Source organism: Laedolimicola intestinihominis, assembly GCF_040096155.1.
GTDB lineage: Bacteria > Bacillota > Clostridia > Lachnospirales > Lachnospiraceae > Laedolimicola > Laedolimicola intestinihominis.
On sequence record NZ_JBBMFE010000017.1, the window covers coordinates 23,146 to 35,633 of the forward strand.

General features: G+C 54.9%; 12 protein-coding genes and 1 other RNA gene. All 13 read right to left on the bottom strand.

What is annotated here, in order from left to right; genetic code table 11:
- Positions 1–10 precede the first annotated feature (10 nt).
- The 13 genes from WMO29_RS14580 to ffs all read right to left on the bottom strand — a co-directional run bounded on the left by WMO29_RS14580 (position 11) and on the right by ffs (position 12,463).
- Entirely contained in the window at positions 11–508 is a 498-nt protein-coding gene (locus WMO29_RS14580) for a tRNA (cytidine(34)-2'-O)-methyltransferase (RefSeq protein ID WP_349165286.1), read from the bottom strand.
- Positions 508–1,686 (bottom strand): aminotransferase class I/II-fold pyridoxal phosphate-dependent enzyme, encoded by a 1,179-nt coding sequence (locus WMO29_RS14585; RefSeq protein ID WP_178040138.1) that lies wholly within the window; start codon positions 1,684–1,686, stop codon positions 508–510. The genes WMO29_RS14580 and WMO29_RS14585 overlap by 1 nt, the downstream gene beginning before the upstream one ends.
- Positions 1,683–2,165 carry an Lrp/AsnC family transcriptional regulator gene (locus tag WMO29_RS14590; RefSeq protein WP_158363919.1) on the bottom strand — a complete coding sequence of 161 codons (483 nt, stop codon included), beginning with the start codon at positions 2,163–2,165 and terminating at the stop codon, positions 1,683–1,685. Before WMO29_RS14590 ends, WMO29_RS14585 begins: the two co-directional genes overlap by 4 nt.
- Before the next feature lie 67 nt (positions 2,166–2,232).
- Complete coding sequence (locus WMO29_RS14595) at positions 2,233–3,219, bottom strand: AIR synthase-related protein (protein WP_178040137.1); 987 nt, start codon at positions 3,217–3,219, stop codon at positions 2,233–2,235.
- Between the two features lie 26 nt (positions 3,220–3,245).
- Complete coding sequence (locus WMO29_RS14600; RefSeq protein WP_349165287.1) at positions 3,246–4,679, bottom strand: VanW family protein; 1,434 nt, start codon at positions 4,677–4,679, stop codon at positions 3,246–3,248.
- Between the two features lie 176 nt (positions 4,680–4,855).
- On the bottom strand, positions 4,856–5,569 hold the full coding sequence (locus tag WMO29_RS14605; protein WP_349165288.1) for a 3'-5' exonuclease: 714 nt from the start codon (positions 5,567–5,569) through the stop codon (positions 4,856–4,858).
- Between the two features lie 142 nt (positions 5,570–5,711).
- Positions 5,712–7,469, bottom strand: coding sequence for a B12-binding domain-containing radical SAM protein (locus tag WMO29_RS14610; RefSeq protein WP_349165289.1), 1,758 nt, complete (start codon positions 7,467–7,469; stop codon positions 5,712–5,714).
- Between the two features lie 6 nt (positions 7,470–7,475).
- Positions 7,476–7,967, bottom strand: coding sequence for an N-acetyltransferase (locus WMO29_RS14615; RefSeq protein ID WP_178040134.1), 492 nt, complete (start codon positions 7,965–7,967; stop codon positions 7,476–7,478).
- A 14-nt stretch (positions 7,968–7,981) separates the two neighbouring features.
- Positions 7,982–8,584 carry a GNAT family N-acetyltransferase gene (locus WMO29_RS14620; protein ID WP_178040133.1) on the bottom strand — a complete coding sequence of 201 codons (603 nt, stop codon included), beginning with the start codon at positions 8,582–8,584 and terminating at the stop codon, positions 7,982–7,984.
- 165 nt (positions 8,585–8,749) lie between these two features.
- Positions 8,750–9,013, bottom strand: coding sequence for a TIGR03905 family TSCPD domain-containing protein (locus WMO29_RS14625; protein ID WP_178040132.1), 264 nt, complete (start codon positions 9,011–9,013; stop codon positions 8,750–8,752).
- A 50-nt stretch (positions 9,014–9,063) separates the two neighbouring features.
- Positions 9,064–11,592 carry a heavy metal translocating P-type ATPase gene (locus WMO29_RS14630; RefSeq protein ID WP_349165290.1) on the bottom strand — a complete coding sequence of 843 codons (2,529 nt, stop codon included), beginning with the start codon at positions 11,590–11,592 and terminating at the stop codon, positions 9,064–9,066.
- Between the two features lie 85 nt (positions 11,593–11,677).
- A complete protein-coding gene (locus WMO29_RS14635; protein WP_435391191.1) occupies positions 11,678–12,025 on the bottom strand; it encodes a metal-sensing transcriptional repressor in 348 nt (115 codons plus the stop codon).
- Between the two features lie 173 nt (positions 12,026–12,198).
- An RNA gene (gene ffs, locus WMO29_RS14640) (signal recognition particle sRNA large type) lies at positions 12,199–12,463 on the bottom strand.
- Between the last annotated feature and the right edge of the window lie 25 nt (positions 12,464–12,488).

Sequence of the window (12,488 nt, forward strand, 5' to 3'; positions counted from 1 at the left end):
TTCAGTCTCTTTATTTCCAATCGTATCTGGTCAGGTGTCCCTCCAGGCGCATGCCCGGGAAATCATTCTGGCGCAGGGCCTCATAGAGCACGATGGCCACGGAGTTGGACAGGTTCAGGGATCTGGTGTCGCCCAGCATGGGAATACGGATAGCCCGTTCCTGATTTTCCAGAAGGATCTCCTCGGGAATACCGGCACTCTCCTTACCGAACATAATGTAGCAGTCCGGCTCAAACTGCGCTTCGGTATAGACCCGCGGCCCCTTGGTGGTCGCCATATAGGGACGCGCCCCCGGGTTCTTTTTCAGGAAATCTTCGTAGTTTACATAAGTTGTCACATCCAACTGCGGCCAGTAATCCATACCGGCCCGCTTCAAATCCTTTTCACTTAACCGGAATCCCAGCGGCTCAATCAGATGCAGGCGGGTACCCGTCGCCACACAGGTTCTTCCGATATTGCCTGTGTTGGCCGGAATCTCCGGCTCTAAAAGTACGATATTGAACGCCATTATTTCGCTCCCTTTTCCGCCCGCAGCTTCGTCACAAAGCGCGCCAGACGGCCTGTGGCTTCTTTCAGGTCTTCCAGAGAGTACGCATAGGAGATTCGAAGAAATCCCTCGCCGCAGGCTCCGAAGGCTGTTCCCGGAACCACGGCCACCTTCTCCTCCATCAGGAACCGGGTAGCAAATTCTTCCGAAGTCATGCCAAATTCCTGGATGCTCGGGAAGATATAGAACGCGCCGTAGGGCTCGAAACAGGATAGTCCCATTTCCCGCAGGGTATGTACCAGGAAACGGCGTCTCTGGTCGTAGGACTCCCGCATCATCGCCACGTCTTCATCGCCGTTTTTCAGAGCCTCTACTGCTGCGTACTGGCTGTTGGTGGGTGCGCACATAATCGCGTACTGATGGAGCTTCGTCATCTGGCTGAGAATCTCCGCCGGTCCGCAGGCATAGCCCAGACGCCAGCCGGTCATGGCATAGGCCTTGGAAAAGCCGTTGATGAGCACGGTGCGCTCCCGCATGCCCGGAATACTGGTGATGGATACATGGTCGCCCGCGTAGCTGAGCTCGGAATAAATCTCATCAGACAGCACGTAAATGTCTTTCTCGATAATGACCTCGGCGATTTCCTCCAGATCCTTCTGGGTCATAATCGCGCCGGTGGGATTGTTCGGGAACGGCAGTACCAGAATCTTGGTCTTGTCTGTGATGGCGTCCCGCAGCTCCCGGGCAGTCAGGCGGAATTCATTCTCCTCCTTCAGCTCGATGATCACCGGCACACCGTCGGCCAGCACACAGCAGGGCTCATAGGATACGTAGCTGGGCTGGGGAATCAGCACCTCGTCGCCCGGATTCAGCATGGCACGGAAGGCCATATCAATGCCTTCGCTGCCGCCTACGGTAATCAGCACCTCCCGGAGCGGGTCGTAGCTTACATGAATGCGGCGCTCCAGATAGCGCACGATTTCCTCACGCAGCTCCTTTAAGCCTGCGTTGGAGGTATAAAAGGTCCGGCCTTTTTCCAGGCTATAGATACCCTCGTCGCGGATATGCCAGGGGGTATCGAAATCCGGCTCGCCCACGCCCAGGGAAATGGCGTCTGGCATCTCATTTACCACATCAAAGAATTTACGGATGCCGGACCAGGGAATTGAAACTGCTTTGTCTGATAATGGGTTTCTCACGGTGTCACCAGCATCCTTTCGTCTTTTTTCTCATGTGCCATAATTGAACCATGGTCTTTGTATTTTTTCAATATGAAATGTGTGGCAGTGCTGAGAACGGAATCCAGCGGCGACAGCTTGTCGGATACGAACTGCGCCACGTCTCGCATGGTCTTGCCCTCGATCATCACCATAAAATCAAAGCCGCCGGAGATCAGGTAGACGCTGTCCACCTCCGCGTAATTGTAGATGCGCTCCGCCACCTTATCAAAACCGAAACCGCGCTGGGGGGTAACCTTGACCTCTACCAGGGCTGTCAGCTTCTCCTCGCTGGTCTTATCCCAGTTAATCAGGGTATGATAACCGCAGATAATACCTTCCTTTTCCATATCCGCGATCTCATTGGCGACCGCCGCCTCCTCTACTCCCAGCATCACTGCCAGATCCGCCAAATCCACGCGGCTGTTTTTCTCAATGAATGTCAAAATTTTTTCTCTCATTGCTTTCGCCCTCCCGTCAGGATATTATTATAAGCCGGGGCGTCTGAATCAGGAACACCCCGGAATCTTATTCATAGATTTTATATAATTCGTCTGTCTTCGGACGCTCCAGAAAGCTCTCGTCCTCGCCGTTTACGATGCGCCTGGCCTTGCCGTCGGTGGCTTTGCCGATGACCGCCGCCGGAATGCCGGCCTTTTCAAGCTCCCGCACCAGATCGTGTCCCCGGTCTGCCGCCATCAGCATGCAGCCGCTGGAAATCAGATAGTAAGGATTCAGCTCGAAGCACTCGCAGATCTCCACGGTCTCCTGACGGATAGGAATAGCCTTCAGGTCGATCTCCAGGCCGACGCCGGACGCCTCCGCCACCTCCCAAAGCGCGCCGTAGATGCCGCCCTCAGTCACGTCGTGCATGGCGCTGACGCCGTGCTTCACCGCAATCTTAGAATCTTCTACCACGGAAATATACCGGTCAAAGCCCTTGGCCGTCTCCACGAATGCCGCCGGGAAACGTTTCCGGAGCTCCTCTTCCTTCTCTTTGGCAATGATAGAGGTGCCCTCCACGCCAATCCATTTGGTCACCAGGATATCCTGACCGGGCTTTGCCCCCGCGGTGGATACCAGATGTCCCTCCTGCACCTTGCCCACGCCTGTGACGCTGATAATGGGCTGATTGACTGCCCGGGTGACCTCGGTGTGGCCGCCCATGACCTGGATATGGAACCGGGCGCAGGCTTCTTCCACTTCGCCCATCATCTGCTTAATGTCGGCCTCCTCGATCTCCTCGGGCAGAAGCACTGTGAGCATGACGCCCACCGGCTCCGCGCCGCTGCTGGCCAGATCGTTTGCGGTAATCTGGATAGCCAGAGTGCCGATATCCTTCACCGTTCCGGTAATGGGATCGGTGGAAATCACGAAAATCTCGCCGGGAGCCAGCTTCATAGCCGCGCAGTCCTCGCCCACGCCGGCGCCCAGAAGCACCTCGTCCCGCTTCGTATGTATCTGCTTAAAAATACTTCTCTTTAAAATTGTCTCTGAAACTTTTCCGACCTTCATGCTGTCCGCTCCTTTGTGTGTATCCCTTACTGCATTCTCGCGACACAGGACGCCAGGGTCGCGTTGACCGTAGCTTCATCCTGGGTGGCAATGGCTGCCTGCAGTTCATTGGACAGATCCGGATCGCCCGCGATACCCACCGTAATCGTCCGGGGCGTCGCCTTGTAGTTACTCTTATTGACCTTGGTGACACTCTCTTCCTTACCGCCCACATAGACATGCTTATACAGCTCCGCTACCACGCCCTTGTGCGCGCTCTCACGGGTGATATAGCCGATGGGCTGACCCGCGTCCGCGATAATCTGTACACCCGGCTCCGTGGTGCTCAAAGTGACGCTCTCGAACTTCAGAGTCCGGTTGGACGGACGGGTCTCCTGTCCATAAATGGTGAAAGTCACCTGCTTGCCGCTGGTCACGCCCTCAATATAGACCGGTGCGTCCAGTGTATTCTTAAACTTCAAATCCTTATAAGTTCCCGCGATGGCTGCGTCGTCCGCAGGCTCCACGTAGGTCACGATCATGGAATGGTTGGAACGCTCTGTCACCTCCAGCTCCGCCCGGAGAACTGCATTGTACAGGGTGGTGGATACCTGGCAGATGCCGCCGCCCAGACTGTCTACCACCTTGCCGTTCAGGTAAGATCCTGCCATAGCGTAGCCGTTGGCCTCAGAGAATGGACTGACTGCCTCATACGCGGAGAAGGTGTCTCCCGGGTACAGCACCGTACCGTTAATATGGGCGGTTCCGGTGGCAATATTCTGACAGCGGGCCGCGCCGGAGGTGCTGTAGCTGGTGGTAAAGGTGCCAAGCACATCCTTGACCTTACTGAGTTTCTCCGCCGTTCCTCTCGGATAATCGGTCTCCACCGGAAGATCCAGAGAACCGTTGGTGTGATCCCACTCATTTTCTATAAAATCGGTAATCAGGGTAATGGAGCTGTCCGCGTCCAACACAATGCCGGTCTGTCCGTCCACAATCCGGAAGGAACCGCCTTCCCGCTTCAGGGTCGCGTCCACGGCCTCCTGATCAAATTTCTTGCACTGATTGTTTACATAATCCGTGACCAGCTCGCCATCCAGCGCCCAGGTCAGCTGATAATTCTTGTTCTCATGCTCCAAATCCTTACGGTCCTTGTAACGCCTGATGATATTGCCGGTCTTGCCAAGCTGTACGGCTTCCTCCAGAATCTCGTCTTCATTGGTGCTGATCAGTCCCAGCTCGCCCAGGGTCGGGGTCAGCTCATTGTCGCCGATGTGCAGGGTCAGCGTCTCTTCGCCCATCTCATCCACATAGCTGTTCAGGGCGTCCAGCGCTTCGGTCCGGGTCATGCCGGACAGGTCGATGCCGTCCACATAGACGCCGCTGTGAATGGCTGAATTGTCAGCCGCCAGCGCAGTGGTGCCGCCCGCCAGAAAGGCTGCGCAAAGTACAGCCGCTGTCAGTAACTGTCTCTTTTTCATAATATCTCCTCTTTTTTCCAAAATAGAATCCTGTTTTGCCGGATTCTCCGCCACGATGCATTCCTGCCCGAAAGACTCTTACAGCGCGTAGGTCAGCATCGGCAGTATCATGGCCAGAACCACGATAACGATGATAATCGTGGAAATGATTTTTCGGCTTTTCTTATCGTACCAGTTCATCTTAAAATCCTCCCATGCTCGGAAATAATTTTATCTATGATTCTTGACGCTTCGTTTTTAGTCAATGTGTCAATCTGCACACTTAAGCTTATTTTATGATATTTTATCAGATCATTCAAGTATCCTTTTTGCGCAGGCGTAATCGGACCCTGCTTTTTTACCTTGCAAATGAGGGGCTTTGGCGCAAAAAGTTCTTCGGGGCTGTCCGGAAATTCCATCGCCAGCCGCCTGTAGAGCTCCATAGCCGCGCAGGCGTCGTCGGATGCCCGGTGGGCGCGCTCCTGCTCGATTTTATAATAGGCGCACAGGTAAGGCAGGTTTTTATGCTCCAGATCCGGCCGCAGCGCCCGGGCGATTTTCAGAGTGTCCACGCCGTCCTTTTCGAAGGTCAGGCCCAGATTGACCGCGTTTTTCTTTACGAAGCTGTAGTCGAAAAGGATATTGTGGCCCAGAAGCGGCAGTTCTTCACAAAACTCCAGCAACTCTGTGATGGCTGTCTTCGTATCCTTTCCGGTCGCCGCCATAGCGTCATTGATGCCGGTCAGTTCCTGGATGCGGGGGCTGATGGCCATGCCCGGATTCACCAGGGTCTCATAGCGATCCGTGATTTCTCCGTTCACTACTTTTACCGCGCCGATTTCCAGGATACGGTCCTCGGAGGGGTGAAGGCCGGTGGTCTCCAGATCCAGGGCGATGTAGTTTTTTATCATAATCGTATGTTCTCCGTTCTGTTGTATCATTCACTACCGCGCGCATACTCTGTCCTTGTCTGGGCTGATTGCGCCTTGTTTCTGTATCTTAGCACTAAAATTCCTTCAAGCCTTCTGTTTGCGCTGTTTTAGTCTGATTTTATTATTCTTTATATTCTATCACCCTCGCGGCGTGGGTCAGCGGTTCCCGGTTCTCATAATCGAAGACCAGATATTTGACTTGTCCGTCTCCTGCGGGCACCGCCTCCACATGATTCTGCTTCCCTGTCTGCCGCAGGATCTCTGAAAGCTGCTCCTTATACGCCGCCTGGTCGGGCGCGAAGGAAGGCCGCGCCTTGGCCCGCTCCCGCAGATAGTAATCGATGGTCAGAAGCTGCCGGAAGGACTGCTCCTCCTCCGGAAATGATTTCTGCGCGAAGGCCAGCAACAACTCATACCGCTGCACCCGGGAATGCTTTCGCTGCTCCGCGTGCCGTTCCTCGTAAAACTCCGCCAACTGCTCAAAGAACGCGAAGGGCGACGGAAACCTGGAAACCAGGGCATCCAGCGTCTCATCGAATTGATGACTATTATAGTAGTTTTCCACCATTTCTTCCACCATTTTCAGGCGCAGCACGTCAGAAAAGGGCAGCCAGGGCGTACATAAGACCTCATAGGGCGGCAGCGCCCGGCGGACGATGCCGTATTGCTCCGCCTCCCGGTGCATCCGGGAACCCTTCAGGACCTTCAGGAAGCCAAGCTGCAGTTGGTCGGGCCGCATGGCGTAGACATCGTTAAAGGAGCGTCCGAAACTCTCGTAATCCTCGAAGGGCAGACCCGCGATCAGATCCAGATGCTGATGAATGTTTTTCCCTGCGTGTACCTTCGCCACCACAGCCCGCAGCCCGTCTAGGTCTGTCTTTCGGCAAATGGCTTCGAGGGTCCGCGGGTTCGTGGACTGGACGCCGATTTCCAGCTGAATCAGACCCGGCCGCATCCGCGCGATAAGCGCAAGCTCGTCCTCATCCAGCAGATCCGCCGTGATCTCAAAGTGGAAGTTCGTCACGCCGTTGTCATGATCCAACAGGTATCGCCAGATGAACATGGCGTGGCTCTTTCGGCAGTTGAAGGTGCGATCCACGAATTTCACCTGGGGCACCTTCCGATCCAGGAAGAACTGCAGCTCCGGCAGCACCAGTTCGAGGCTCCGGAAACGCACGCTCTTATCTATGGAAGAAAGGCAGTAGCTGCAGGAAAAGGGGCAGCCGCGGCTGGATTCGTAGTAGATGATGCGGTTTTCAAAGTCGGTCAGCTCCTGATAGGGGAAGGGGAGGGTGGAGAGATCCACCAGGGGCGCCGGGGGATTCGTCTGAATCTGCTCCACCTCCCACGCTTCCGCTCCGTAGTTTACATAACTCTTGTTTGAGTGCTCTGTAAAACTTGGAACGGTTTCTTCGTTTTTCTTTTGAGGAGTCAGATTTCTTCGAAACACCAGCCCCGGTATCTGCAACAAATGCTCCACGTCCGCCTCGCGGTTTACATAACATTCTCCCAATCTCCGAAAACTCTCTTCTCCCTCGCCGCAGAGAATCCCGTCCACCTCCGGGTGCTCCCGGAGATACTGCTCCGCGTCGTAGGATACCTCCGGCCCGCCAAGCCAGATGGGCACTCCCGGCATAACCTTTTTGCACTCGGCGGTCAGCTCCGTCACATATACCATATTCCAGATATAACAGGAAAAGAACAGCACGTCCGGCTTTTTCCGGTAGATATCCCGCAGGATTTCCTCAGTCCGATGATTAATCGTGAACTCGGCCAGCTTCACCTGATCCCGGATGGATCCGGCGGAAGCCCGGAGGCTGTAGACTGCCAGGTTGGAATGGATGTATTTGGCGTTAATCGCCGTCAGTAAAAGCTTCATGGCCGCTTATTCTCCCAGCTTCTCATAAGCAATGCGGGCGGAACCGTCCCCATTTACCAGATAAATGATACCCCGGCGGCTGAAGCCGTTCTTGGCGATCACGTGCTGCATGACCTTGTTGTCATGGTGCGTGTCGATGCGCAGATGCTTCGTCTGCCACTCACAGAAAGCCACGATCTGCTGTAAAAATCCATGAATCGTGCCGTCGCTGGCCACCATATGAATCACGCCGTAGGGCACATCGGACAGCCAGGAGCCGTCGTCAATCTTCCGATAATTGGGCTCCTCCTCGATGGCAAAGTAGAAGGAACCGTGAATCGCGCCGTCCTCTTCCAGCACATAGAGCTTCCGGGCCGCGATCGCGTTCTCCAGCGTCGCCCTGGGCGGGTGGTTCTTGCCCCACTGGTTCGGGTTGCCGGTCTCCTCCATGAATTTCCGCGCGTGGGCGTATACGGCCTCGATGGCCGTTAAATCCTGTATTTCCGCATGTCTGATCATTGTAAATTCATCTCCTATTCGATGCCGCACTTATGCAGCGTCAGCTCGTCCAACTCCGGAAACGGTACCACCGGCTTCGGCTCTGCCGTGTGATCGCCGATCAGTTTCTCCATCCAGATCATATCGTACCAGCGGCCGAACTTGTACCCACACTTGTGGAACTCTCCCACCAGCCGGTATCCCAGATGCTCGTGAAAATGGGCGCTGTCCCGGGTCAGATACTCGTCCTCTACCTCCGGATAGCCGATGCAGGCGTTCAGGTTCAGGATATGCTGGGCTGCCGATACCTTTTCCAATGCTGTATATAATTTCCTGCCGATGCCGCCCCGCTTGCAGTCCTTCTTCACATAGATGGTCGTCTCCACGCCCCAGTCGTAGGCCGCCCGGTCCTTGAACACACCAGTGCAGGCGTAACCCACGATCCCGCTGTCCTGCTCCGCCACGATGCAGGGATATTTCTCAAGGGTATGGGCGATGCGCTCCCGAAACTCCTCCAGGCTCGGCACCAGATACTCAAAGGTAATGACGGTTTCCTCCACGTAAGGTCTGTAGATATCCAAAATACTTTCCGCGTCTGCCAGTGTCGCCCGGCGGATTCGAAGTTCTGTCTCTGCCATACTGTTCTCTCTTTTCTTTCTGGATTTTTCCGTATTATCCAAAGTATATTCCATATAAAATAACTTTACAATTCCCAAAACCAAATTTCTTTGCGAAATTTCCGGAAAAGCAAAAGGAAAAGCCGCACTTCTTGTATCGGCTTTTCCCGGAATGTGTCTTTGCTCTTATTTTTGCTTCTTCTCTGCTTCGTAAGCCTCTCTGGCCGCGCAGGCCAGCTGGTCAGCGCAGGATGTGGACTTGAAGCCGCAGTGAATGCCTTTGCATTTCTCCTCGATCTGCTCCACGGTCATGCCGTCCACCAGGCGGGGGATGGCTTTCAGGTTGCCGTCGCAGCCGCCGGTGTAGACCACATTGGTGACTACGCCGTCATTGATGTCCAGGCGGATCTTGGAAGAACAGGTGCCTTTTGTTTTATAGATGTATTCCATTTTTCATAGCTCCTTTTATCGTCTTACTTGATACATTTCACATCAATGTTTTACTGGATGTCGGTTACTTTGTAGTCTTTATCCTCGACGGCCTTCTTCAGGACGTCGTCGGCTACCTCTGCGGTCAGTGTAACTACCGCGGTTCCGGCCTCGTGGCTTACCTCGGCTGCTTCTACGCCTGCGATGGCTTCCAGGGTCTTCTTTACGGTGGCCTCACAGTGTCCGCACATCATACCTTCGATTTTCATGGTCTTTGTCATAGTTGTTTCCTCCTTCTTATGATCGGCCTTTGCCTTGATTTTTTTATCTTTACTCGCGTCATGCATCTTGAACAGGTTCAGACGCAGGGCGTTTGTGACTACACAGAAGCTGGACAGGCTCATGGCCGCTGCGCCGAACATGGGGTTCAGTTTCCAGCCGAAAAGCGGAATCCACACGCCTGCTGCCAGCGGAATTCCGATGACATTGTAGAAGAATGCCCAGAACAGGTTCTCGTGGATGTTCCGTAAGGTGGCACGGCTGAGCCTGATGGCCGCGGGCACGTCGCTTAATCGGCTCTTCATCAACACTACGTCCGCGGCGTCGATGGCGATATCCGTACCGGCTCCGATGGCGATGCCCATATCGGCGCGGGTTAGGGCCGGGGCGTCGTTGATGCCGTCGCCGACCATGGCTACTTTGCCCTTCTTCTTCAGATTCCGGATGACACTCTCCTTGCCCTCGGGCAGGACTCCGGCGATGACCTCATCCACACCGGCCTGACGGCCAATGGCTTTGGCGGTGCGCTCATTGTCTCCGGTCAGCATCACTACATGGATGCCCATGCCCTGCAGCTCACGGACTGCCTGGGGGCTGTCCTCTTTGATGACATCGGCTACCGCAATGATGCCGATGAGCTTGCCGTCTTTTGCGAAGAACAGCGGGGTCTTACCGTCCTCAGCCAATCTTTCTGACTGCTTGCGGACTGCGTCGGAGACCTCTGCGGTCTCGCTGATATATTTCAGGTTGCCGCCGGTCAGAACTGTGCCGTCCAGTTTTCCGGTCAGGCCGCCGCCCGGTACTGCCTGGAAGTCTGCCACTTCCAGGGTATCGTCCACGCCGCGTTCTTTGCCTGTCTCCAGGATGGCCCGGGCCAGCGGATGCTCGCTCTTTTTCTCCAATGTATAAGCCAGCTTCAGAAGCTCTGCCTCCTGGACGCCCTCTGCCGGGAGGATGTCGGTGGTCTTGGGTTCGCCGCTGGTGATGGTTCCGGTCTTATCTAATGCCACAATCCGGGTCTTGCCGGTGGCTTCCAGAGAAGCGGCAGTCTTAAACATGATGCCGTTTTTCGCGCCCATACCATTTCCTACCATGATGGCTACGGGTGTCGCCAGTCCCAGGGCACAGGGACAGCTGATAACCAGTACGGAGATACCTCGTGCCAGCGCGAAGCCTACGCTCTGTCCTGCCAGCAGCCAGATGATAATGGTCACGGCCGCGATGCTGATAACTGCCGGTACGAAGACGCCGGATACCCGGTCCGCAATCTTCGCGATGGGTGCTTTTGTGGCTGCCGCGTCACTGACCATCTGGATGATCTGGGATAGGGTGGTGTCTTCGCCCACACGGGTGGCCTCGCAGCGGATGAAGCCAGACTGATTCAGGGTCGCCGCGGATACGGCGTCGCCCACATTTTTATCTACCGGAATGCTCTCGCCGGTCAGGGCGGATTCGTTCACTGCGCTGCTGCCCTCCAGGACAATACCGTCCACAGGTATATTTTCACCGGGTCTTACCACAAAGACATCGCCTTTTCGTACCTGGCCGATGGGGACTTCCACTTCCGCGCCGTCCCGCACCAGCACCGCGGTCTTCGGGGCCAGCTTCATCAGGCCCTTCAGGGCGTCTGTGGTCTTGCCCTTGGAATGGGCCTCCAGCATCTTTCCCACGGTAATCAGGGTCAGAATCATGGCCGCGGACTCGAAATAGAACTCATGCATGTAGGCCATGACAGCGTCCATATCCATATGGACCTGGGCTACGGTCATGGCGAACAGCGCATAGGTGCTGTAGCCGAAAGACGCGCCGGAGCCCAATGCTACCAGAGTGTCCATATTGGGCGCGCCGTGAAGCAGGCCCTTGAAGCCGCTGATAAAGAACTTCTGATTAATCACCATGACGATAACGGTCAGAAGAAGCTGGGCCAGTCCCATGGCCACGTGATTGCCCTCCATAAAGCCGGGTACCGGCCAGCCCCACATCATATGGCCCATGGACAGGTACATCAGCGGCGCCAGAAAGATCAGCGACGCGATCAGTCTTCTTCGAATCTTCGGGGTCTCGGTGTCCTTCAGGAAATCATCGTCGGCTGCGGCGGACACTTTCGCGCCGCTGTTCTCCGCGCCTTTTTCCGAAGCGCCGTATCCGGCTGCCTCCACCGCCGCGATAATGACGGACGGCTCCGCAGTACCTTCTACTCCCATGGAGTTGGTCAAAAGGCTGACCGAGCAGGCTGTGACGCCCGGTACTTTATTCACCGCTTTTTCCACGCGGGCGCTGCAGGCTGCACAGCTCATACCCGTTACGTTGTATTGTTTCATAATCTATGCCTCCTCTTTTCTGCCGCCGTTTTCCTGCCTTTTCCGGAAAATGGGTGGACAGACTTTTTTCCATCTTGTCTGTTCCTTACCGCATCAGCTTCTGCAATACGGTTACCAGCTCGTCTATGGTCTCGTCCTTACCTTCCCGGATATCCTCGGCTACGCAGGTGCGGATATGGTTGGCCAGCAGCACTTTATTGAAGCTGTTCAGGGCCGCGTTGACGGCAGACACCTGCACCAGGATATCGGTACAGTAACAGTCGGTCTCCACCATTTTGCGGATGCCCCGGACCTGGCCCTCGATGCGGCTCAGGCGGTTCAGGAGATCCTTGTATTCTTTCTCGGTACGCTCTTTGGTTTTGTGGCTGCAACAGCAGCATTCTTTTTTTTCTGTCTGCATGCTTTCTGTGTTCTTTCCCATGTCTTTTTCCATCTGCTCACTCCTTACTCTTTCCCTGTTTCGCGTTCATTATATACCCCCATGGGGTATTTTGCAAGACCCAATTTTATGTTTTTTCAAATTTATTTTATCAATAAGATTTTGAGCACAAAAAAACAACCGTATCCTTTGATACGATTGCTTTGTCTGCTTCTTATTTTTTAAATCCGCGCGTTCTGCTTTGAACCCTGAAAACAGTACCGTTACCTCTGTAGCCGGCTCGGCTCAGGCGACCTCGCGGCACACAAGAGGTTCTGCTTAGAGCTGCTCCATTCCTGACCTGACTCGATTCACAGATTCCTGTTGCGCAAGACCCAAGCGTCTATGCTGCTTGCAAAGGGCTGCATACTGTCCATAAAGTCCGGGGCAGAACATCACCCCTGCTGTAGCGGATTGCAGGTACAGGGAACCGCTAAATCCCCGGCTGCGCGGAAGCTTTATGACATATTTGGGATCG